Source organism: Glycomyces harbinensis (assembly GCF_900101745.1).
In the GTDB taxonomy this organism is placed as follows: domain Bacteria; phylum Actinomycetota; class Actinomycetes; order Mycobacteriales; family Micromonosporaceae; genus Glycomyces; species Glycomyces harbinensis.
In genome coordinates this window covers 1-21,343 of record NZ_FNAD01000003.1, presented here as the reverse complement: position 1 = coordinate 21,343, position 21,343 = coordinate 1, and the positions used below count along the sequence as shown (strand labels likewise).

The window sequence follows — 21,343 nt, the reverse complement described above, 5'->3', positions numbered from 1 at the left end:
ATCGCGAAGTTTTCTTTATTGCAAAACAGGTGCAATAATGGCATGCGTGTCGAGTCTGATGACCACTACTGAGACCAAAGGTGCGGCCGATTACGTGCTGCGGCAGGCGGAACCGGGCGACGTCGCGCAGGCCCGCTCGGTGATGCTGGATACCGTGTACCGCGATTTCGGGCACGGGTACCTGCCGCGGTGGCACGGCGACATCATCGACCTGGAGTCGTCCTACCTGGCGCCCGAGGACAACGCGCTGTTCGTCGCCGTCCGCGACGGCCGGGTCGTGGGCACCGCGGGCGTGCGCGGGCAGACCCCGGTCTCGCCGCCGCACCCCCACGAGGTGACGCGGCACTTCGAGGAGGGCCGCACCGCGAGCCTCTACCGCGTCTACGTGCGCCCCGAGCACCGCCGGCGCGGCCTGGCGGGCGGCCTCGTCGACGCCTGCCTCGACTTCATCGCCGGCCGCGAGCGCTACACCGGGGTCTACCTGCACACCGACGCGCGGACGCCGGGCGCGGTCGAGTTCTGGTCCAGGCGCGGCGCCGTCCTGTTCGACGAGCGCGTGGCCGTCAACGACATGCGCGACGGGTCGGACGAGCCGTTCGAGACCGTCCACTTCCGGCTGCGCATTCCGCGCTGACGGCGGGCGGTGCTCGAACGCGTGCATCCCGCCATATTAATGAATATGATTCCCATTAATGCGGCAGGGTCGCTCAAGCACCGTCCGCACACGGCGCCGCACCGGGCGAGGCCCCGCGCGGCGGCGCCTCACGCGTCCTCGTACGGCAGCCCCACGTAGTTCTCGGCCAGCACGGTCGCCTGCGCCCGCGAGCGCACGACCCCTTCGAGCCGGGCCCGCTGGATCCGCCGGTCGAAACCGCCGTCGCCGTCGCCGAACCGGTGCAGCAGGCTCGTCATCCACGACGAGAAGTGCTGGACGCGCCACACCCGCCGCAGGCACGTCGCCGAATAGGCGTCCAGGCCCGCCTCCGAACCCGTCCGGCAGTACTCCCCCAGCGCCGCCGCGAGGACCCGGACGTCGGCCACCGCCAGGTTGAGGCCCTTCGCCCCCGTCGGCGGCACGATGTGCGCCGCGTCCCCGGCGAGGAAGAGCCGCCCGAACCGCATGGGCTCCACCACGAACGAGCGCATCACCGCCACGTCGACCTCGCGGATCGGCCCCGTGGCGAGGGTGAAGCCCGGCACGGTCTCGTGGCGGGCCTTGAGCTCGGCCCAGATCGCCTCGTGGGTCCAGTCCTCGGCCCGGGCGTCGGGCGGGACCTGGAGGTAGAAGCGGCTCACCAGGTCCGAGCGCATCGAGTGCAGCGAGAAGCCCCGCTCGGACGCGGAGTAGACGAGCTCCGAGGCGGACGGGGCGACGTCGGCGAGGACGCCCAGCCACGCGAACCGGTAGGTCTTCTCGAACAGCCGCAGGCGATTCGCGGGAACGGAGGCGCGCGAGACGCCGTGGAAGCCGTCGCACCCGGCGATCACGTCGCAGTCGAGCCGATCGGCGCCGAAGGTGAGGAACGGGTCGCCGTCGATGTCGTGGACGGCCACGTCGTCGGCCTCGAAGCGGATCGGCACGCCCGCGGCGAGGTTCGCGGCGATGAGGTCCTTGACGACCTCCTGCTGCCCGTACACGGTGATCGCGCGGCCCGGCACGAGGTCCTCGAAGGCGATCCGGTGGCCCCGGCCTCCGAAGCGCAGCTCGATGCCGTGGTGCACATGGCCTTCGGCGAGCATCCGCTCCCCGACGCCCGCCGCGGTGAGCGTGTCGACCGTGCCCTGCTCGAGGACGCCGGCCCGCACGCGCGACTCGCAGTGGGCGCGGCTGCGCCGCTCCACCACGAACGAGTCGATCCCGCTGCGGTGCAGCAGGAGCGCGAGGAGGAGCCCGGCGGGACCGGCCCCGATGATGCCGACGCGCGCCTTCATTCGCCCCCGCCCTTCTTGGCCGCCTGGATCTCCTTCCAGACCGCGCCGCGCAGCTTCGCGAACTCGGGGCTCGAGCGGGTGGCGAGCTGGTCGCGGTCCTCACCGAGTCCGATGTGGATCTCGGCTTGCATGCGGGTGGGCGAAGAGGAGAGGACGAGGACGCGCTGGCCCAGGTAGACCGATTCGTCGATGTCGTGGGTGATGAACACGACGGTGACGCCGAGGCGGTGCCACAGGTCCCGGATGAGGTCTTCGAGTTCGGCGCGGGTCTGGGCGTCGACGGCGGCGAACGGCTCGTCCATGAGCAGGAGCCGGGGCCGGTAGGCGACGGCGCGGGCGATGGCGACGCGCTGCTGCATCCCGCCCGACAGCTGCCAGGGCCAGGCCCGCTCGCGTCCGGCGAGGTCGACGAGGCCCAGGGCCTCGGCGACGCGTTCGCGCCGTTCGGCCCGGGTGAGGCCGAGGCGCCGCAGCGGCAGGTCGACGTTGGCGCCCACGCGCATCCACGGGAAGAGGCTGCGTCCGTACTCCTGGAAGACGACGGCGGTGTCGGCGGGAGGGCCGTCGACCTCGCGTCCGTCCACTTTGGCGACACCTCGGGTGGGGGCGAGGAGTCCGGCGCAGATGCGCAGGAGGGTGGTCTTGCCGCAGCCGGAGGGGCCGACGATGCAGACCAGTTCGCCTTCGGCCACTTGGAAGGTGAGCGAGTCGATCGCGGTGTTGACCGCGCCGTCGACCCGGTAGTCCTTGCCGATGCCGTCCGCTTCGAGCACTCAGGCGCTCCTTTCGCGCATCCGGTGGTACCAGTGCAGGACCGCCCGGTCGAACAGGGTGAACAGGGCCGCGAGGGCGACCCCGAGGCAGCCGAGGAGGAGGATGCCGCTCCACATCGCGGGGATCGCGTAGCTGCGCTGGAACTGGACGATCGCGAAGCCGAGCCCGGACTGGGCGGCGAACATCTCGCTGATGACCATGAGGATGACGCCGACGGCGAGGGCCTGGCGCATCCCGGTGACGATCCGGGGGCTCGCGGCGGGCACGACGACCGACACGAGGGTCCTGGTGCGGCCCAGGCCGAACGCGGCGGCCGTGTCGAGCTGGACCGCGTCGGCCGAGCGGACCCCGGCGATCGTGTTGAGCAGGATCGGCCAGACGCAGCCGGAGACGATGACGGCGGTCTTCATCGTGTCGCCGATCCCTGCGAACAGCATGATGACCGGGACGAGGACCGGCGGCGGGACGGCGCGGGCGAACTCCAGGACGGGTTCGGCGAGGTGCATGAGCCAGGTCGTGCGTCCGATGAGGAGGCCGAGACCGACGCCGAGGAGGCAGGAGGCGCCGTAGCCGGCGCCGAGGCGGGCGACGCTGGGCAGGACGTCGGCGGCCCACCGGTCGGCCGTCCACGTCTCGCCGAACTCGGCGAGGATCTCGCGCAGTGGCGGGAAGTAGAAGCTGGTGGAGCCGTCGGAGGCGATCCACCAGGCGCCCAAGAGGATCGCGGGGAGGGCCGTGAGCGCGAGGGCCCGTCGCAGGAGGTTCACGCGGTCGCCTCCGATCGGACGGACGGGTGCCAGCCCAGGGCGCCTCTCTCGACCGCGCGCACGGCGAGGTTGACGAGGACGCCGAGGCCGCCGGCGACCCAGATGAGCGCGTACATCCGCTCGGTCGCGCCCGAGGACTGGGCGACGGCGATCTCGTGGCCCAGTCCGGGCGAGCCGATGACGAGTTCGGCGGTGATGGCGAGGACGAGGGCGACCGTGGCCGCCAGGCGGACGCCGGTCATGAGATAGGGCAGCGCGGTGGGCCAGGCGAGGTGGCGAAGGCGCTCCCAAGGGCTCAGGCGGAAGCTCCGGGCGGTGTCGGCGGCGACCGGGTCGATGTCGCGGACGCCGGCGAGCACTTGGACGAGGACCTGCCAGAACGCGGCGTAGACGACCAGGAGCAGGGTCGAGGGCAGGCGGGTGCCGAACAGCAGGACCGCCAAGGGCACCAGGGCGACCGAGGGGATGGGGCGCAGGAACTCGACGGTGGAGGCGGTGGCCGCGCGCACGAACGGGAGGGAGCCGATCAGGATGCCGAGGACGGCCCCGGCGGCGACGGCGATCGCGAGGCCGAGGGCCCAGGCGGTCAGGGTGTCGGCGAGGGCGCGCCAGAACTCGGATCGGACGAGGTCGTCGGCCAGCGCGGCGGCGACCGCGCCGGTGGTGGGCGTGTAGTCGGGGTCGACCAGGCCGGTGTGCGGGAGGATCTGGCCGATCGCGAGGGCGGCGGCGACCCCGGCCGCTCCCAGGAGCAGCGGAGTCCTCCTTGGGGAGGCGGGACGCGGCCGGGGTCTGGGGTGGCGCCGCCGGCGCGCTTGCGGGCGGTCCGGTCCGGATCGGGCCTCGGCGGGGCGCGTTCCGGCCGGACTGCGGTCGTCGTTGCGGCTCATGGGAGGAGGGCGTCCACGTCCGGCGGGTTCTCGAAGATCCCGTCGGTCTCGCCGAGTTCGGCGAGCCGTTCGACGGAGTCGCGGTTGACCTCGGCGGGCCAGGCCGGGAGGGTCATGGCGGCGAGGATGTCGGTGCTGATGTCGGTGTAGGTGGCGAGGATGTCGCGGACGGCGTCGGGGTTGTCGGTGGCGTACTGGAGGGATTCGGCTACGGCGGCGGCGAAGCGGGCGACGAGGTCGGCGTCCTCCTGGACCATTTCGGTGGTGGCGAAGTAGGCGGCGACGGTGAGGTCGGGGGCGGCGTCGACGTAGTTCCAGGCGACGGGGCGCCCGCCGTCGGCCTCCACGATGGACTTGAAGGGTTCGACGACCCAGACGGCGTCGACGTTGCCGGCGGCGAGCTGGGCGGGCATGTCGGGGAAGGCGACTTCGGTGAAGCCGATGTCGGCGGGGTCGCCGCCGGCGGCGCGGACGGATTCGCGGATGGTGGTGTCGCCGATGTTGTTGAGGGTGTTGACGGCGATGGTGGCGTCGGCGAGGTCGGCGGGGGTCTGGACGGGGCTGTCGGCGGCGACCATGACGGCGCCGAAGTCGGCGCCGGCCTCGCCGGTGGAGGCGACGCCGTTGGCGACGACTTCGACGGGGAGCCCGGAGGACTGGGCGAGGAGGAGGGAGGTCATGTTGGAGAAGCCGAAGTCGAACTCCTCGGCCGCGACGCCGGGGACGATGGCGGCGCCGCCCTGGGCTTCGGTGAGTTCGACCTCGATGTCGCGTTCGGCGAAGAAGCCCTGTTCGATGCCGAGGTAGATGGGGGCGACGTCGACGATGGGGATGACGCCGACGGAGACGGTGTCGGTCCCGCCGGTGTCGTCTTCCTCGCCGCCGCAGGCGGTGACGGTGCCGATGAGGGTGATTGCCAGGACGGCGAGGGCGAGCGGGCGTCTCATGGTGGTGCCTCCGGGGGAGCGAGGTGACGGCACCGAGTGTTCGCGATGCGAATACTCGTTCACATATCGAAGCTAGTAGATCCCCGACATGAGGTCAAGAGCGAAGCCCCCCATTGACACGGCCGTCGGCACAGCGGCTGATCCCCGCCGAGGCACCCCGAATCGTCAGACCCCGCAGGCACTCTTGAATCGGGGGGCGCCCCGCTCCGACACACCCGACCCCGGGGGCGGGCCCGCCCTGACTTGTCGCACCCCCGCGTCACCTTTGAACCGGGGGGCCTTGCGCCGCAACACACCCGACCCCGGGGTGCGGTCGCACCTCAGTCCCTTGGCATCCCGATCCTGATCCGGTTGCCGTCCGGATCGGTCAGTTCGAGTTCCCTGGCCCCCCACTCGGTGTCCTCGGCCTTCGCGCCGAACCGGGCCGCGATCGCGTCCACATCGCGCAGCCGCAGGTACACCACCCCGTTCGGCCTCGCGTCGCCCTCGTGCTCGGACAGGAACAGCCGCACCGGCCCCCGCGCGACCGACACGAACGCGGGGAAGCCCGGCTCGAACCGGTGCGCCCACTCCTCGGCGAACCCGAGGCGCTCGTACCAGGCGACGGCGGTCTCGGAGTCGGCGATGCGGAGGATCGGAATCGCCTGCTCGGCGGTCTCTTCAATGCTCATGCGGCCATCGTCTCAGCCCGCACCGACATTCGCGGGCGAAGGCGAGGGGCCGCCCCGGCGGCAGGGCGGCCCCTCTTCTCGGTGTTGCGAATCCTGGGTCTGTACTCAGCAGTCGTCGCGGGCGGCGACGGCGAGGTCGGGGAAGTCGCTGAAGACCGCGTCGACGCCGAGGTCGTAGAAGAGTGCGAACTCGGCCTCGATGTCGCCCCAGGCGGCGGGGTCGGTGCCTTCGCGCAGGTTCGCGGGCAGGAACGTGTTCTCCGCGCGGAAGGTCCAGACGTGCACGTCCAGGCCACGGCGGTGCGCGCGCTCCACGATGTCGGTCGGCTCCGAGATCGAGCCGTCCGCCGCACGCGGGAAGATGCGGTTCTTGTTGAGGCTCACCGTGTCCAGCGTGTCGGCGTACTCGTTCAGGTCCGCGTTGGAGATCGGGCCCTGGCCGTCGATGTTCAGGCCGATCCGGTTGTCCACGCGCTCGGCGATGTTGAGCAGGCTCTGGTACTCGAAGGACTGGATCCACACCGGCGACCGCTTGCGGTCGAGCTTGCGCTCCTCCAGCAGGTCGGCGAGCGCGTCCTCGATGCTCAGGCCCTGCTCCTCGTAGTAGGAGGGGTGCTTCATCTCCGGGTAGGTGACGATCTTCTCGTCGAGGGTGCCCACGTAGTCGAGGACCTCGTCGTAGGTGACGAGCTGGAACTCGCCGTCGTGCTCGGCGCTCTCGGTCCGGATGTCGGGCAGGCGCTCCTCGGCGCGGAGGGTCTTGAGCTCGGCGAGGGTGAAGTCGTCGGCGAAGAACCCGGTGACGGGGTTGCCGTCGATGTCCTTGGTGGTCTTGCGGTCGGCGAACTCGGGGTGCTCGGCGACGTCGGTGGTCTCGTCCAGCACCGGCTCGTGGCGGGCCAGCAGCTCGCCGTCGGCGGTGAGCACGAGGTCGGGCTCGATCACGTCGGCGCCGAGGTCGACCGCGAGCGCGTAGGCCTCGAGCGTGTGCTCGGGGAGGTAGCCGCTGGCGCCGCGGTGGGCGATGACGATCGGCTCGGCGTCGTGGTGGTTCCCGTGATCGTGGTGGGGCTTGGCGGCGGCCGGGGCGGCGGCGAGGCCGATGAGGGTTCCGGCGGCGGCGAGAACCGCCGCTGCGCGCAGAATCGCACCCTTGCGGGACATCGAAGTCCTCTTCCTGTCGGTGAGCGGGGACCTTCAGTGGACCGCGCGCAGCCGTACCGCGGCCTGCCCGCGGCTGAACGGTACTTGAAGACTGGTTGAAAACGGGTGATTCACCCGCGGCGCGCGACCCCGTCGAGGAAGAGCGGCATGACCGCGGCGCCCCGAAGCGTTGTCCGCCCGGCGAGAGGGGCGTGCTGCGCCGTCACCGCGCCACCCGATGGCGAAGGCGTGGTGCGGAGGCCGTCGGTTCGGCGGTGGCGGCCACCCCGGCATGCACCACCGCGACCATCTGTCCGGTCACCGAAGCGACGGCCTCCGGCCGGCGGAGGCGTCCCGGCCGGCGCCGCCCCCGGTAGATCCGGAACCGGTTTCTGCGATAGTCGCCGATTTGGGCATCGTCGCGGCCAGGACCGCCTTACACGGCCTCAGAGAGCGATAGGAACCGCTTTCTATAAGCATCTTGACGCACTCGCGCCCGGACGTCAAGCATCGAACCCCTCGAATATTTGACGCACCCGCGAGATCGCCTGCGCCGCAGGGCGGCACCGGTCGCGACGCTCGATGAGCACCGCGATCCGAAGCGCGCCGGGTGCTGCGGGCGCCGCCCGGCGATCATCGGGTCCGGGACGGCCCGGCCGTGCGCACCACGGCGCAACTGGTCAGCGCCGCGGCGACGCGTTCGCCGCGCGATGCGGGTCGGCGGCGCCGTTCGCTCGCCCGCGCCTCGATCTTCGAGCCGGCCGCGGGCGCCCAAAGGCGCCCGCGGCCGAAGCGACTTCCCTAAGCCGCCGTGAGGAGCTGCGAGGCGGCCAGGTCGCGGTACAGGTCGTCCTTGGCGACCAGTTCCGCGTGCGTGCCGACCGCGCGCACCAGACCGGCGTCGAAGACCACGATCTGGTCGGCGCTGGTCACCGTCGACAGCCGGTGGGCGACCACCAGCACGTTCGTGCGCTCGGCGGCGTCGAGCATGACCTGCTTGAGCGCGGCCTCGTTCGCGGCGTCGAGCTGCGAGGTGGCCTCGTCGAGCAGCAGCAGCCGCGGCTTGCGCAGCAGCGCCCGCGCGATCGCGACCCGCTGGCGCTCGCCGCCCGAGAGCGTCGTGCCCCGGTAGCCGATCCGCGATTCGAGCCCGTCGGGCAGCTTGCCGACCAGTTCGGTCAGCCGCGCGGTCTTGACGACCTCGGCGATGTCGTCCTCGCTCGCGTCGGGGGCGGCCATCACGAGGTTCTCGCGGAGCGTGCCGTCGAGGACCGGCGCGTCCTGCTCGACGTAGCCGATGAGCCCGCGCAGCTCCTCGAGCGGCCAGTCCGCGATGTCGACGCCGTCGACCCGGATCGAGCCGGTGGTGGCCGGGTAGAACCGCTCGATGAGCGAGAACACCGTGGTCTTGCCGGCGCCCGAGGGGCCGACCAGGGCGGTCAGGCCGCGCCCGCTGGAGGCGAAGGTGACGCCGTGGTGGACGTACGGCAGGTCCTCGCCGTACCGGAAGGTCACGTCCTCGAACACGACCTGCGCCGGGCCCTCGCCGCCCCTGGCGGTCACGGCGCCCACCGGCTCCTCGGAGTCGAGGTTCGCGACCTCCTCGATGCGGTGGATCGCGGCCAGGCCGGTCTGCAGTTGCGAGAGCGAGGCGACCAGCCCGCTGATCGGGCCCATCAGGTAGAACAGCAGCAGCAGGAACCCGATGAGGGTCCCCACGTCCATCGCCCCGGAGGCGACCCTCGCGCCGCCGACGCCCAGGACCATGAGGAACGCGATGTTGACCGGCATGAACGCGGCCACGCCCGCGAGCGCCTCCCAGAAGGAGGCCTTGACGCCCTTGTCGCGGGCGACCGTCGCGGCCTCGTCGAGGCGGGCGATCTCGTGGTCCTCGGCCCCGGAGGCCTTGACGGTGCGGAAGGCGCTGAAGATGCGCTCCAGCAGGGAGCCCATGTCCCCCAGCGCCTTCTGGGAGTGGACGGTCGCGCTCTGGATGCGCGGCATGATGAACAGCATCGTCACCGTGACCAGGGCGACCATGGACATGGTGGTGCCGAACAGGACCGGGTCGAGCCAGGCCATGAGGCCGATGCCGCCGAGGATCATGAACGCGTCGGTGACGCCGCCGATGACGGTGGTGCTCGCGACGGTGCGCAGGAGGTTCGTGTCGGAGCTGAGCCGCGAGACGAGGTCGCCGGGCTTGAGCCGGTCGACCTCGGCGACCTGGAGGCGCACGAGCCTGCCGATGAGCTGCCGGCGCACGGTCAGGACGACGTCCTGCCCGGCGATCTGCATGAAGTAGGGGCCGAGGGCGCTCAGGGCGCCGCCGCCGATGACGACGGCCGTGAGGTAGACCAGCGGCCGGGTGAGGGACTCGTCGTTCGAGAGGGTGTCGATCACGTCCATGGCGATGAGCGGCTGGACGAGGCCGACGATGCCCCCGGCGAAGGAGAGGGCGCCACCGATGAGGAGCAGGCGCAGGTGGTGTCGCGCGTACCCCCACAATCGGCGTATGGGCGCCTTTACGGGTGGGTCGACTGAGTCGGCGCCGGGCGGCGCCGTGGTGGTGTCGGTCATTCGCCTGTGCTTCCTTGAAGAACTCCCGCTGGGTGCCGCGGTTGCCCACGACGCTACCCCCGGCCTGCGACACCGGCATCGGCCGGAAGTCGAGATCCGCCTACGACCGTGGTCGTAGGACCGACGCGTCGCGGCACGGGGGTCCGGCCCACGGGGTCGGGTGTGTCGGTTCGCCGTCGCCCCCGGTGCAACTATGCCGCGGGGGGCCGACAGCCGGTCGGGGTCAGTCCTCGGCCAGCACGATGATCTTGTCGCCGGCCTGGAGCATCATCGTCTGGCCCTTGTCCGGGTTGAGGTGCACCCCGTAGCTGGGGGCCTGCTGGGCCTCGGCGACCACCCGGTAGCCGATGGCCGTCTCGCCGCGCCGCCGGGCCGACTCGGCGACGGTGTAGAAGTTGACCGGCGTGCCCGTGCGCACGTAGTGGTCGGCGGGCTTGAGGTAGATCTCCGAGCCGTCCGCGCTGAACAGGTTCGCGAACACCTGCGACAGGTGCGGGTTCTCGGCGGTCTGGGTCAGCAGCAGGCTGATGAGCTTGTCGCTGACGATGAAGTCGTCGGCCTGCGTGACCTGCGCGAGGGTGCGGTTGCGATCGTCGGCCATCTCCGACACCACCTTGAAGCGGGTGCCGGTGCGCTGGGCCATGTCCCGCAGGTGGAGCAGGGTCACGAGGGTCTTGGAGTCGGCCAGCTGCGGGGCGACGTCGTCCGAGCACAGCGCGATGATGTGGTTGTAGGACCCGGGGTTCAGGGTCTCCAGGAGGCGCCGGTCGGTGGTGTCGTCCTCCTTGAAGTTGAGGCCCTGCACGCGCATGGCCGGGCCGATCTTGCGGATCGCCTCGGCCGCGTCGGGGTGGTCGGAGATGACGTCGGTGATCGAACCGGGCGCGACGTACTGGTCGAGCTGCTCGAGTATGGTCCGCGACATGGCGTTCCACCCGAGGATGAGGGTGCGCTCGGGCCGGTTCCCGGCGTCGCCGCGCGCGACGATGACGCTCTCGTCGATCGCTGGCCGCGAGCCGTCGAGCACGATCGCGGAGTCGTCGGCGGCGATGAGGATGAGCTTGTCGCCGGTCTGGAGGTTCGCGCTCGTGGGCGGGTTGATGATGCAGCGGCCGTCCTTGGTGAGCACGCCCAGGAGCGAGGAGGTCCGGTACGCGTGCAGGGCCTGGGCGAGGGGCCGGCCGTAGAGGCCGGGCTCGTCGACCATGTAGATCTCGTCGCCCCCGAAGTCGAGCAGGTCGGTGTAGACGACCGAGAGGCCGGACTGCCGGCAGGTCTGGACCATCAGGCGGGCCATGAGGTCGTTGGCGTCGACCACGTGCGCGGCACGGCCCCCGGCGAGTCGGGCGGCGGGGAGGTTCCGGCCCTCGCTGACGGCGCCGACCACGTGGCATTTGAGGCCGCCTTCGCCTTGGGTGACGGCGAGGAGGCTGCGGACGAGCTGGGCGTCGGGGTCCTCCTCGGCGGAGGTCAGGAGGATGACGCTCTTGGCCTGGGAGGGGTTGACGAGGGCGATGCTGTCGGGGTCGGCGGGGTCGCCGGTGCGGCAGACGACGTGCGTGGACTTGAGGTCGGCGATCTTCGTGCGGATCTCGTCCTCCATCTCGACCTTGTCGCGGTCGGCGAGGATCGCGATGCACGCGCGTTTCTCACTTTCGTTGGCCTCCACCAATTCCGAGATGATGATGAAGACCTGATCCGACCATCCGAGAATGACGGTGTGATCTTTCTCAACGACGAGCGAGCGCCCTTTTCGGAGGTCTTCGAGTTTCGCGTCGAGACCGGTGGTCAGCACACCGACGAGTGACGACAGGATCACCAGGCCGCCGATGGTGGTGGCGAACATGATGACCATGTACGGGCCGCCCTCGGCGTCGCCCGTGATCGTGCCGGCGTCGAGGATGTGGATGAACGACGTCCACAAAGTACCGCCTACGCCGTCGCCCTTGCCTACGAACAGGAGGAACATCGCGCCAATCGCGGTGAGCACCAATGTGATCACCGTGAGCCAACCGATGAGCGCCTTCGTGCCCTTCGACATGGTGTTGTCGAACCAATAGCGAGCTCGCTGTTTGAACGTCGGCTCGGACATCGGGGAGATCCTTTCTGGGGAATGGCTGTCGACCGGGCCGACTCGGGGCGGAGGCGAGTCGGACCGGGGAGGTCGCGGGGTGTCGACCACTAATACCGCATTGCGTCCACTGCGACCGGTCGGAGCGGAGCGGCTACACGGGGTCACCCGGAGACGGGCAATGCGCAAAAGGGAGCGCAGAGAACGGCGAAGGGCACCCATCACCATAGATCGAATGGACTCAGCCGAGGCGGGCCGGGGTTCGCGGGGCGCTACGACCGCTCGGCGGGGACGGGCGCGACCCGGATCGCGAGGCGCGTATGGCGCTTCGGGACGGTGAAGCGCGCCTCCGACTCCTCTTCCAGCCCTTCGCCTTCGCGGTGGGCGATGATCTGGAGGTTGACGCCGTCGCGGCACACGCGGTCCCACAGGCGGACCTGCTCGGCGACGCGCACCGCGAGGGCGGTGCCGCTGGGGCCGTGGCCCCGCACGCCGATCTCGTTGACGCCGTCGACCCTCCGGCACACGGCGTACGCGAAGTCGCGGTCCTCCACGACGGCCGGGTTCGCCCAGCGCATCAGGAGCCGCTGGAGGCCGTGGTCGCCGAACGGCGCGCTCATGCGCCCGTACCCGGGGAACGCGCAGGCCAGCCACAGCGACAGCTGCGAGGCGTCCTCGTTCACCTTGAGCCGCACGGGGGTCCACACGGTGGTGCCGCGCCCGTCGAGCGCGCCCGTGGCCCCCTCGGCCTCGACCTCGCCCTCGACGTGGAAGGTCATGATCCGGCCTTCGGAGAGCTCGACGGTCTGCCCTTCGTGGCTGCCGAGGCCGCGCATGGGCATGAAGCCGCAGCCCACGACGGACCGGCTGCGCATGACGCCGCCGTCGTAGTCGAAGGCGACCGAGTGCTCGCAGCCGCGGATGGTGAGCGGCGCGACGAGCCTGCCGCCGTCGGCGAGCTGGTCCCACCAGGCCGGGGGCAGGTCCCAGGTGCCGACGGTGACGATGACGCGGTCGTACGGGGCGCCTTCGGGCGCACCGAGTTCGCCGTCGCCCTGGATGACCCGGACGCGCTGGCATCCGGCCTCGTCGAGGGCCTTGCGGGCGCGCTTCACCGTGTCGGCGTCGATGTCCACTGTGGTGACCGAGCCGTGCGGGCCGACGAGGGCGTCGAGGAGCGCGGCGTTGTAGCCGGTGCCCGCGCCGATCTCGAGCACGCGGTGGCCGGGCCGGACGTCGAGCTGCTCGAGCATCTCGGCGACGATCGCGGGCTGGGAGGCGGAGCTGACGGCGTCGCCGTCGCTGTTGCGCTTGGTGACGTAGGCGTCGTCGGCGTAAGCCGAGCGCAGCGTCGCCTCGGGGAGGAAGCGGTGGCGCGCGACCGCGAGCATGGCGGCCTCGACCGACGCACTCCGGATCACCCCGTTCGACCGCAGATTCTCCACGAGGCGGGTGCGCAGCTGGTGCGCCTCATTACCGGAAGTATCGGTGTGATCACCCACGTTCCCAAGCGTACGTCCGAAGTGCCAAGATCGCCTCCTCCAATTTCACCCCATGGAACCGCTGAAAGGCCAAGGCGGGCGGACCAACGGTTGAGGCGCAGGGGTCGAGACCCCGGGAGCCGCTCTGCGGGCCCCCGATACGAGGGTGCCCGAGGGGTACGACATTCCGCGGCCGGGCGCCCTTCCGGACTCAGGCCGGGGTCTGCGCGACGGTCAGCACGTGGTTGCTCGCGCCCAGCAGCGACGGCTCGGTCTCGATGAGCCGCAGGCCTTCCATGAGGTGGTCGCGCGCCCGCTCGTCGTCGATGAGCACCTCCAGGTCCGGGATGAACCCGGGGAATCCCTGCACCGCGTACTGCACCGCCGCGCCCAGGCCCGCCTCCGCGAACTCGGACGCGACCTCGGCCGGGTGCGCGAGGTAGGCGGTGGTGAACATCTCCTGCTCGTAGTACCGCAGGTCGCCCTCGCGCAGGATCCGCAGCGCGTCGTCGGGCGTGAAGCCCTTGTCGCGCCCGCCCGCCTGGAACAGCAGGTAGTCGTTCCAGGCCGCGACGCGGTTGATGGTCACGGCCGCGACGATCGCGCCGGGCCGCGCGCACCGCCGCGCCTCCGCGACGGCCTGGACCCGGTGGGCCCGGTCGGTCAGGTGGTACAGCGGCCCCATGAGGAGCACGGCGTCGAACGTCGAGTCCCCGCAGGGGAGGTCGCGCGCGTCGCCGACGACCGCCTCCACCCCGGGCAGCCGCGAGGCGACCTCGACCTGGCTCGGCACGGGGTCGACGAGGGTGACCTTGTGCCCGTCGGCGGCCATCCAGGCCGAGTGGATCCCGGTCGCGCCGCCGACGTCGAGCACGTCGAGCCCCTCGCCGGGCAGCACGCGCCGCAGCAGGTCCTGCATGCGGGCGAACTCCAAGCGGCCGCGCGCGTTCCGCGTCAGCCGCTCGCGCTCCTCGCCGCGTTCGTAGTACGCCCGGATCTCGGTCTCGATTTCCCATTCGCTCATGGGTCGATGGTCCGTGAGGCGCTTGCGGACCGCCATCGATTTACCGCCCGGACCGCGTGCGGGGCACGGAGACGGCGGCCGGTCTGCCGGGTCCACGCACTCCCGCAAGCGCGTGGCGCCGGTCGGCTGGCCGCCGCTGTGCTATCTCACCCCATCGCCTCCGGGCGCCGACGCGCGGCTCCCCCGCGAAGCGGTCGGGCGGCCGTGCTCGCTTGCGGCGCATGGCGTCAGCTCACGGCGACCCGCAGGCCGAGGGCGACCATCACCGCGCCGGTGACGCCGTTGATCCAGGCGCGCACGCGCGGGCGGTCGAGCACGCGGCGCAGGAGCCCGATCAGGCCCGCCAGCGCGAGGTACCACAGCGAGACCACGGTCATCCCGACCGCGGCGAGTTCGCCGATGAGGACCCACTGGGTGTCGGCGCCGCCGTCGATGAACTGCGGCATCAGCGCGGTGAAGAGCACTACGGCCTTGGGGTTGAGCAGGTTGCACATGAGGCCGGAGCGGAACGCGGCGAGGCGCGTCATGGCGCGGTCGAGTTCGATCTCGGCGGCGGGCGTGCGCCGCTCCTTGATCGCGGTGCGGATGGAGCGGATGCCGAGGTAGACGAGGTAGGCGGCGCCGGCGATCTTCACGACGGTGAAGGCGAGCGCGGAGGCGGCCAGGAGCGCGGCGAGGCCGACGGAGGTGGTGACGACCCATACGCAGACGCCGAAGCCGACGCCGGCGGCGGTCCACATCCCGCTCGCGCGCCCGGACATGACGGTGTTGCGCACGACCATCGCGAAGTCGGGTCCGGGGACGATGGCGGCGATGAGGATCGCCAGTCCGAAGATCAGCAGGACGGTCATCGGGTCTCCTCGGGTCGGGTGCCTCCGATACTGGCACCGCCCGGGGCCGGCCGCATCGGCATGATGACGGGGTTCACCGACCGGGTTCGGGCCTGGCTTGGTTCCGGCCGCGGCCGCGAATGTCGTACCCCGGTGTCACCCTGAATACCGGGGACCGCCCCCCGGGTCCTCGACTCCTGCCCGCGGTTCAGGCCGGGTCGGAGAGGCGCCAGTACTGCTTCTTGTCCTTGTCGTGGACGACGACGCCGAGGTCGGCGAGTTCGTCGCGCAGTTCCCGCAGGTCGTCCTGCTTCGACTTCTCCAGGGCCTGTTCGCGGGCCTTGAGCACGGCGTTGGCGCCCTTGGGGAGGCCTTCGGCGCCGGGGACCCAGCGGTGGAAGTCGGCGGCGTAGGGGTCGCCGTCGGGCAGCCAGGCGTACCCGTGGCGGTGCAGGGCGTCGGCGAGCTTGTCGCGGTCGAGGTCGAAGGGGACGTGGGCGAGTTCCTGGCGGCGGTGGCCGAGCACGATGAGGCGCTTGTCCTCGACGAACACGGCGGCGGCGTCGGTGCGCTCGACGGTGCACCGGTAGTCGCCGCGTTTGAGTTCGAGCCGGGCGGGGCCGACGGTCACGGTGAGCATCTCGTGGACGGCCCACATCGCGAGCAGGAGGCCGACGACGAGGCCGAGTGCGAGGGCGACGACGAGCTGCACGGTCGCGGACAGGTCGGTGAAGAGTTCGAACAGGCCTTGGAAGGGGAACCAGGAGAGGCCGGTGATCCATTCGGCGATGAGGGTCAGGCCCCAGCCGAGGGCGGCCCCGACGATGGGCAGGACCACGAGGAACGCCGGTGCGACCCAGGCGGGGTCGGCCACGGTGGTGCGGTTGCGTTCATGGGCGCGATCGGTGGGCACGGGTTCGCCGCCTTTCCGTCGGGTGCAGGTGGCCCTACTGTATCCATGCCTTCTGACCTGGAGAAACGCCGCACCTGGGTACTACTTCTCAAGGAGGAGAGGAAGAGCGGTCGGCGATACCAAAGTCAGGGCGCGGGCCGCGGGGGCGATACGGAGGTCGCGATGCGGGCGGTTTCGGCGCAGGGGGTGGCGCCCCGCGCGCCCGTTTCGAAGCGCCCCCGGTTCCGAGGGTGACATGCGGGTCCGACACTGCTCCCACGAACGTGTTGAATGCCGAATCGTGCTCATGATCCGTACTAGTCTCGGGGCATGGCGATCCGATGGACTACCGCGTTCTGGGACTATCCCGCCGAGACCTTCGAGGACGGCATCGCGTTCTGGCTCAAGGTGACCGACACGACCTTGTCGCCGCGCCGCGGCCCCGAAGGGGAGTTCGTGACCCTGATCCCCGCCGAGGGCGACCCGTGCCTGCGGGTGCAGCGCGTGCGGGAGGGCAAGGGCGGCAACCACCTCGACCTGCACGTGGACGACGTCGAGGCCGACGCCGAACGCGCCCGGGTGCTCGGCGCGACCCTCGTCTTCCAGGAGCCGGGCCTCGCGGTCCTCCTCTCCCCCGGCGGTTTCGCGTTCTGCCTGGTGAGCCACAACGGCGAGGCCAAGGCCCCGTCCGCTTCGACGTGGCCGGGCGGCCAGCGCAGCCGGACCGACCAGTTGTGCATCGACATCCCGCCGCAGGCGTTCGACCACGAGCTGGTGTTCTGGCAGTCGCTGACGGGCTGGCCGCAGACGCGCAGCGAGTCGCCCGAGTTCCGCCGGCTCATTCCGCCGCCGGGACTGCCGCTGCATGTCCTGTTGCAGCGGTTGGAGGCCGCCGAGCGCGGGCAGTCGGCGTCGGCGCATATCGACCTGTCGTGCTCGGACGTCGACGCCGAGACCGAGCGCCACGTGGAGCTGGGTGCCGAAGCGGTTCGGCGCCATCACTTCTGGCAGGTCATGCGCGACCCGACGGGCCTGGAGTACTGCATCACCGCCAAGGACCCCGACTGGCGCCCGGCGCCCTGACCCGCACCTGACAGGCCGCCGGTCGGCCTCAGCGGCCGACCGGCGGTTCAGCGCCCGTTGCGGCGCGAGACCGAGAGCCCGAAGCGCCGATCCGTGCCGATCGGCGCTTCTGCGTGCGCCGCAGCGCTCCCACCCCGTCTCCGCCCGGAATCCCGCAAATCAGTCGCTTCTGGAGTCTTGTGCCGCTTCGCTGGGAAAGTTACCTTTATCTATAAGTAAAGCTTCCTTATGAATATGAGGTGAGACCATGCTCCGTCGACCCCGCCGGCAGCTCCTCGCGCTGCTCGGTTCGCTCGCCGTCGCCCTGGCCGTGATCATGGGCGTCCCCGCCGCCAACGCCGAGACCGGCATCAGCTCCGCAACCGACATCAGCGCCCAGGCCGCCTGCGCCGCGCCGTGGAACGCCGGCACCGTCTACACGCAAGGCAACGTCGCGTCCCACAACGGCCAGAACTGGACCGCCCAGTGGTGGACCCAGGGCGAGACCCCCGGCACCACCGGCCAGTGGGGCGTCTGGCGCAATGCCGTCGCCTGCGGAGGTGGCGGCACCGACCCCGGACCCGGCACCCCGACCGGCCTCGACGTCACCGAGGCCCAGTTCAACCAGATGTTCCCGAACCGGAACTCGTTCTACACCTACCAGGGCTTCGTCAACGCCACCGCCTCGTACCCGGCCTTCAGCAACACCGGCAGCGCCACCGTACAGAAGCAGGAGGTCGCGGCCTTCCTCGCGAACGTCAAGCACGAGACCGGCGGCCTCGTCCACATCGTGGAGCAGAACCAGGCCAACTACCCCCACTACTGCGACGCCGGCCAGTCCTACGGCTGCCCGGCCGGACAGGCCGCCTACTACGGCCGCGGACCGATCCAGCTGAGCTGGAACTTCAACTACAACGCCGCGGGCAACGCCCTCGGCCTGCCCCTGCTCACCAACCCGTGGCTCGTCGAGCAGAACGCGACGGTCGCCTGGCAGACCGCCCTGTGGTACTGGAACACCCAGAGCGGGCCCGGCTCCATGACCGGGCACGCCGCCATGACGAACGGCTCGGGCTTCGGCGAGTCGATCCGCTCCATCAACGGCTCGATCGAATGCAACGGCGGCAACCCCGCCCAGGTGCAGAGCCGCGTGAACAACTACACGAGCTTCACCGGCATCCTCGGGGTCGGCACGGGCCCGAACCTCTACTGCTGATCGACAACTGACGAAACGAAGGCGGGCCGGTCGAGGATCCACCAATCCTCGACCGGCCCTTCGCGGGCACGGGTCGTCCTGGGGAGGAGCGTGCCCTTGGGACTCCGCGGACCGCCAGAGGTTCAGGCGCCGGACCGCGGAGAGTCTTGCGGGTCGATGCGGGTCGTCGCAGCTCAGCACGAGCAACGAACGGTGCGGTTCAATGGATGTCGGGCTCGGCGATGAGGGCCTGGACCTGCTGCATGATCCAGCCGCACCATTCGTCGCCGTTCCACCTGCCGTTCCATTCGGGCACGTCTTCGGGGTCGTCGGTGAAGCGGCAGCATTCGCGCGGACCCGCGCCGTCCTCGACGTCGAGCAGGTATTCGGTGATCTTGAAGGCCCGGGCCGGGAACGAGTCGAGCCGGTAGAGCGAGAAGACCGCCGGGCCCCTGCGGAAGTCGCCCAGGTGGCCGTCGATGCCGGGCTTGCCGTCGGAGCGGAAGTTGTAGGGGTCGTCGTCGGGGAGGGTCGGACCCGTTGCGCGGCTAGCCATCACAGAACCTCGCCGAGACCGGGGCCGTGGCGATGATCCGGTGGCCGGAGTAGAAGGTGCGGAACGCCTGCTCCTCGACCCAGATCTTCGACTGCGGCTTGAGGCCGGACCAGAACCGGCCCCAGGTCGCCTTGAGGTTGCCGGAAGTGAGGCCGGAGACGACCAGGACGACGTCGTCGCCGCGCTCGCCTGTGATGACCTGGAACGAGTCCGGCGCATCGGCGCTCGAAGCGAGGACCGTATAGGACCGGAAGTCGTCGCTGAAGCCCCCGCGGTCGAGGGGGTTCCGACCGGAATTCCCGGTCGCATTCGGGTCGCGCATCGCGCACCTCCATTTCAGACTGTCGGATAGCCGACAGGATTTCGCCCGGGGATCGCAATGCTCATCGGGAGGAGCGATCCCCGGGCTTCCCCACCAATCGCGGATCGGTCAAGAGGACCCGCGATGCAATGAATCTAAGCGCTGAGCTTGGGAGACAGAAGGTCCGACGCGGGAGCACTTCCTGCTGGTAAGGGGCCTGCGCAAGATTGACCGGAAAGTTTTGCGCCCCAAACTTTCCGGTTCCTTGTCCCTATTGCATCGACCGAAAAAGCCCGTGTACCGTCTGGTTACAGTCCGTTCCCACCAACGAACTCAGGGGGATCCGATGCCGCTCTCTACTGTCGCGGAATGGTTCTACCGCGCGGATGTCGAAGCACTCACAAAAGAATCGGATCTCACCTATGCACAGATCGCCGCCGTGCTCGGCGTGAGTGTGCGAACGATCCAGAACTACGTCTCCGGAGAGACCCGCCCGAAGGCGGGCATGGTCGCGAGGCTTGCTCAGATCTGCGGGGCCAGCGAGATGCGCACCGACTTCCTGACCCATGTCATCAGTCAGCTCGACAACGGCAAGATCGTCTCGGACCTGAACGAGCGCAATATCTTCATCGTCGAGCGCGCCGAGGCGACAGCGGGCGAATTCTGGAAGTGGGAGCCGTGGTACATCCCCGGGCCGCTCCAACATCAGCGGTACCACCTGGAGAGGCTTCCTGAGCAGGGCGTGAGCCCGATGCAGAACTGGCAGCGCAAACACCGCCGCTATCTCACCCTCACCGCGCGCCGCCCCGCACCGGTCATGCGGTTCCTCATGAGCGCCAACGCTCTGCGCCAGATTCGCGGCTGGGATGGTGCGGAACAGCAGTTCAACCACCTGCTTGAGATCGACCAGTGGCCCAACTGCGAAATCCGTGTCCTGGACGGCCTGTACTACGGCGTCGAGCATTCATTCGAGATCTTCCGGCCCAGCGGTTTTCTTAAGGCCCCGCCGCCGTTCGTCTACGTCGAGACCATCGACCAGAGCCGACACATAGAGGAGGTGGAGCGGGTCGGCTTGTACTATGACCGGGTCAAGAGGATGTGGTCGGCAGGCCAACGAATTGGAGGGCGCCTCGATGACTGGATACGGTAGCTGGCGAAAGAGCACCCGAAGTGGCGGCGGCGACAACAGCAGCTGCGTCGAGTGCCGCGTCACCTGGCGCAAGAGCACCCGAAGCAACGGTGGTGACGACAGCAGCTGCGTCGAGGCCCGCCAGCTGACCGGAGCGTTCCAGGTACGGGACTCCAAGCTCGGTCACGACTCCCCGATCTTCGACCTCGCCTCGACCGACTTCAAGGCCCTGCTGAGCGCCGCCGAGTTAGACCCCGAACAGCTTCAAAGGCCGCCGTCGCAACCCCGCAACGGCGGCCTTCGCATATCTCCGGCGACAGGCGATCCCCGGCGAGGAGGACCGGATGACTTCAATCGGCGACGTCGCCGCCGCGCTCCGCGCAGCCCTGGCGCTGGTCGAAGACGCTGTGCGCGGCGCGAAAGCGGCCGACGATCAAATAAGCACCGCGGACGCAAACTCCAAGTACCTTCGCCGCGCAGGCGGCAGTCGCGGAGCACCTTCCAGACTTTCAGCTTCGCGAAGGTGTGCTCAATGTGTGCGCGCACTTGGCGGTGAGATGCGTTGTGGGCTTCCTTCCAGCCGGTCAAGGGCTCGTCCTTCTTCCTGCGGCGGTGTGGGATGACCGCACGAGTGCCTCGATAGCCACCGTCGGCGATCTCCGTCGCGGTACGGGTGGCATGGTCGACGCCCGAGGCGGCGAAGGCGACCGAGTCGTTGCGGTTGCCCGGCAGCGGGGTACCGAGTGCGACAACGCGCTGGGTGTCGGCCGAGTGCTTCGGGATCAAGCAAGACGCAGCGAGAGCGGCTTCAGTGACGTATCCGTCAGGATCGATTTCTGTTCCGGCGGCGCGGGCGATGAATCGGAACGTCAACACCGTTGAGCGAGTCATCGGCCGCCTCAAGCGCTACCGCGCCGCCTCGACCAGATACGACAAACTTGCCATCCGCTACGAAGCGACCATCCAGATCGCGATCATCCTCGACTTGAAACCGAGTTCGTAAACACGGCCTAGCCTTGATTTTTAACCTTTGGTGCTGGTCAGGTGCTGTTCTCGCTCTCTCATGGTTTTTTCGCGTTTGGCTTTCTTGCCCGGGTCGCGGAT

At 69.9% G+C, this 21,343-nt stretch carries 21 protein-coding genes and 1 pseudogene; 6 read left to right on the top strand and 16 right to left on the bottom strand.

Translation table 11 applies throughout. The features are described from left to right. Window positions 1–46: 46 nt before the first annotated feature. Window positions 47–634 (top strand): GNAT family N-acetyltransferase, encoded by a 588-nt coding sequence (locus BLQ63_RS06180; RefSeq protein WP_218125097.1) that lies wholly within the window; start codon window positions 47–49, stop codon window positions 632–634. A 128-nt stretch (window positions 635–762) separates the two neighbouring features. On the opposite strand, the gene BLQ63_RS06175 is transcribed toward BLQ63_RS06180, so the two are convergent. From BLQ63_RS06175 to BLQ63_RS06115, 13 genes are all read right to left on the bottom strand, one after another. After that, window positions 763–1,932, bottom strand: coding sequence for a 4-hydroxybenzoate 3-monooxygenase (locus BLQ63_RS06175; RefSeq protein ID WP_091030341.1), 1,170 nt, complete (start codon window positions 1,930–1,932; stop codon window positions 763–765). Next, a complete protein-coding gene (locus BLQ63_RS06170) occupies window positions 1,929–2,705 on the bottom strand; it encodes an ABC transporter ATP-binding protein (RefSeq protein ID WP_091030337.1) in 777 nt (258 codons plus the stop codon). Before BLQ63_RS06170 ends, BLQ63_RS06175 begins: the two co-directional genes overlap by 4 nt. Next, the gene (locus BLQ63_RS06165; protein ID WP_245680869.1) at window positions 2,706–3,473 is read right to left on the bottom strand and encodes an ABC transporter permease; all 768 of its coding nucleotides are present in this window, start codon (window positions 3,471–3,473) and stop codon (window positions 2,706–2,708) included. Further along, a complete protein-coding gene (locus BLQ63_RS06160; RefSeq protein WP_091030335.1) occupies window positions 3,470–4,363 on the bottom strand; it encodes an ABC transporter permease in 894 nt (297 codons plus the stop codon). Before BLQ63_RS06160 ends, BLQ63_RS06165 begins: the two co-directional genes overlap by 4 nt. After that, window positions 4,360–5,310 carry an ABC transporter substrate-binding protein gene (locus BLQ63_RS06155; protein WP_091030333.1) on the bottom strand — a complete coding sequence of 317 codons (951 nt, stop codon included), beginning with the start codon at window positions 5,308–5,310 and terminating at the stop codon, window positions 4,360–4,362. The genes BLQ63_RS06160 and BLQ63_RS06155 overlap by 4 nt, the downstream gene beginning before the upstream one ends. 320 nt (window positions 5,311–5,630) lie before the next feature. Continuing rightward, window positions 5,631–5,981, bottom strand: coding sequence for a bleomycin resistance protein (locus BLQ63_RS06150; protein WP_091030330.1), 351 nt, complete (start codon window positions 5,979–5,981; stop codon window positions 5,631–5,633). A gap of 105 nt (window positions 5,982–6,086) precedes the next feature. Next, window positions 6,087–7,145 carry a glycerophosphodiester phosphodiesterase family protein gene (locus BLQ63_RS06145; protein ID WP_218125096.1) on the bottom strand — a complete coding sequence of 353 codons (1,059 nt, stop codon included), beginning with the start codon at window positions 7,143–7,145 and terminating at the stop codon, window positions 6,087–6,089. Window positions 7,146–7,925: 780 nt separating this feature from the next. Continuing rightward, window positions 7,926–9,701, bottom strand: coding sequence for an ABC transporter ATP-binding protein (locus BLQ63_RS06140; RefSeq protein WP_091030326.1), 1,776 nt, complete (start codon window positions 9,699–9,701; stop codon window positions 7,926–7,928). A 223-nt stretch (window positions 9,702–9,924) separates the two neighbouring features. After that, window positions 9,925–11,793 (bottom strand): CASTOR/POLLUX-related putative ion channel, encoded by a 1,869-nt coding sequence (locus BLQ63_RS06135; RefSeq protein WP_177154807.1) that lies wholly within the window; start codon window positions 11,791–11,793, stop codon window positions 9,925–9,927. 251 nt (window positions 11,794–12,044) lie between these two features. After that, window positions 12,045–13,274, bottom strand: coding sequence for a methyltransferase, FxLD system (gene fxlM / locus BLQ63_RS06130; protein ID WP_091030321.1), 1,230 nt, complete (start codon window positions 13,272–13,274; stop codon window positions 12,045–12,047). A gap of 190 nt (window positions 13,275–13,464) precedes the next feature. Next, window positions 13,465–14,277: a class I SAM-dependent methyltransferase gene (locus BLQ63_RS06125; protein WP_091030317.1), complete on the bottom strand. Its 813-nt coding sequence runs from the start codon at window positions 14,275–14,277 to the stop codon at window positions 13,465–13,467. Window positions 14,278–14,504: 227 nt separating this feature from the next. Continuing rightward, the gene (locus tag BLQ63_RS06120; protein ID WP_091030314.1) at window positions 14,505–15,128 is read right to left on the bottom strand and encodes a LysE family translocator; all 624 of its coding nucleotides are present in this window, start codon (window positions 15,126–15,128) and stop codon (window positions 14,505–14,507) included. 187 nt (window positions 15,129–15,315) lie between these two features. Further along, the gene (locus BLQ63_RS06115; protein WP_091030312.1) at window positions 15,316–16,020 is read right to left on the bottom strand and encodes a YqeB family protein; all 705 of its coding nucleotides are present in this window, start codon (window positions 16,018–16,020) and stop codon (window positions 15,316–15,318) included. A 309-nt stretch (window positions 16,021–16,329) separates the two neighbouring features. Here BLQ63_RS06115 and BLQ63_RS06110 point away from each other — a divergent pair, with 309 nt between their 5' ends. Both BLQ63_RS06110 and BLQ63_RS29115 read left to right on the top strand, forming a co-directional pair. Beyond that, window positions 16,330–17,082 carry a VOC family protein gene (locus tag BLQ63_RS06110; RefSeq protein ID WP_091030307.1) on the top strand — a complete coding sequence of 251 codons (753 nt, stop codon included), beginning with the start codon at window positions 16,330–16,332 and terminating at the stop codon, window positions 17,080–17,082. Between the two features lie 247 nt (window positions 17,083–17,329). Continuing rightward, window positions 17,330–18,274, top strand: a complete 945-nt coding sequence (locus BLQ63_RS29115; RefSeq protein WP_091030305.1) for a glycoside hydrolase family 19 protein — start codon at window positions 17,330–17,332, stop codon at window positions 18,272–18,274. A gap of 199 nt (window positions 18,275–18,473) precedes the next feature. Here the strand turns inward: BLQ63_RS29115 and BLQ63_RS06100 are convergent, their stop codons facing one another. Together BLQ63_RS06100 and BLQ63_RS06095 are read right to left on the bottom strand one after the other, a co-directional pair. Next, the gene (locus BLQ63_RS06100) at window positions 18,474–18,809 is read right to left on the bottom strand and encodes a hypothetical protein (protein ID WP_091030302.1); all 336 of its coding nucleotides are present in this window, start codon (window positions 18,807–18,809) and stop codon (window positions 18,474–18,476) included. Next, window positions 18,802–19,131, bottom strand: coding sequence for a hypothetical protein (locus BLQ63_RS06095; protein ID WP_091030300.1), 330 nt, complete (start codon window positions 19,129–19,131; stop codon window positions 18,802–18,804). The genes BLQ63_RS06100 and BLQ63_RS06095 overlap by 8 nt, the downstream gene beginning before the upstream one ends. A 325-nt stretch (window positions 19,132–19,456) precedes the next feature. Between BLQ63_RS06095 and BLQ63_RS06090 the strand changes: the two genes are divergently transcribed. Together BLQ63_RS06090 and BLQ63_RS06085 are read left to right on the top strand one after the other, a co-directional pair. Beyond that, window positions 19,457–20,260: a Scr1 family TA system antitoxin-like transcriptional regulator gene (locus BLQ63_RS06090; RefSeq protein WP_091030297.1), complete on the top strand. Its 804-nt coding sequence runs from the start codon at window positions 19,457–19,459 to the stop codon at window positions 20,258–20,260. Further along, window positions 20,190–20,795, top strand: coding sequence for a DUF397 domain-containing protein (locus tag BLQ63_RS06085; protein WP_308204470.1), 606 nt, complete (start codon window positions 20,190–20,192; stop codon window positions 20,793–20,795). Before BLQ63_RS06090 ends, BLQ63_RS06085 begins: the two co-directional genes overlap by 71 nt. On the opposite strand, the pseudogene BLQ63_RS29765 reads toward BLQ63_RS06085, so the two are convergent. Continuing rightward, window positions 20,705–21,007: pseudogene (locus tag BLQ63_RS29765) on the bottom strand (transposase family protein); the annotation flags it as partial. The gene BLQ63_RS06085 and the pseudogene BLQ63_RS29765 overlap by 91 nt on opposite strands. A gap of 43 nt (window positions 21,008–21,050) precedes the next feature. Between BLQ63_RS29765 and BLQ63_RS06075 the strand changes: the two are divergent. Further along, a complete protein-coding gene (locus BLQ63_RS06075; protein ID WP_143014783.1) occupies window positions 21,051–21,242 on the top strand; it encodes a transposase in 192 nt (63 codons plus the stop codon). Window positions 21,243–21,343 lie beyond the last annotated feature (101 nt).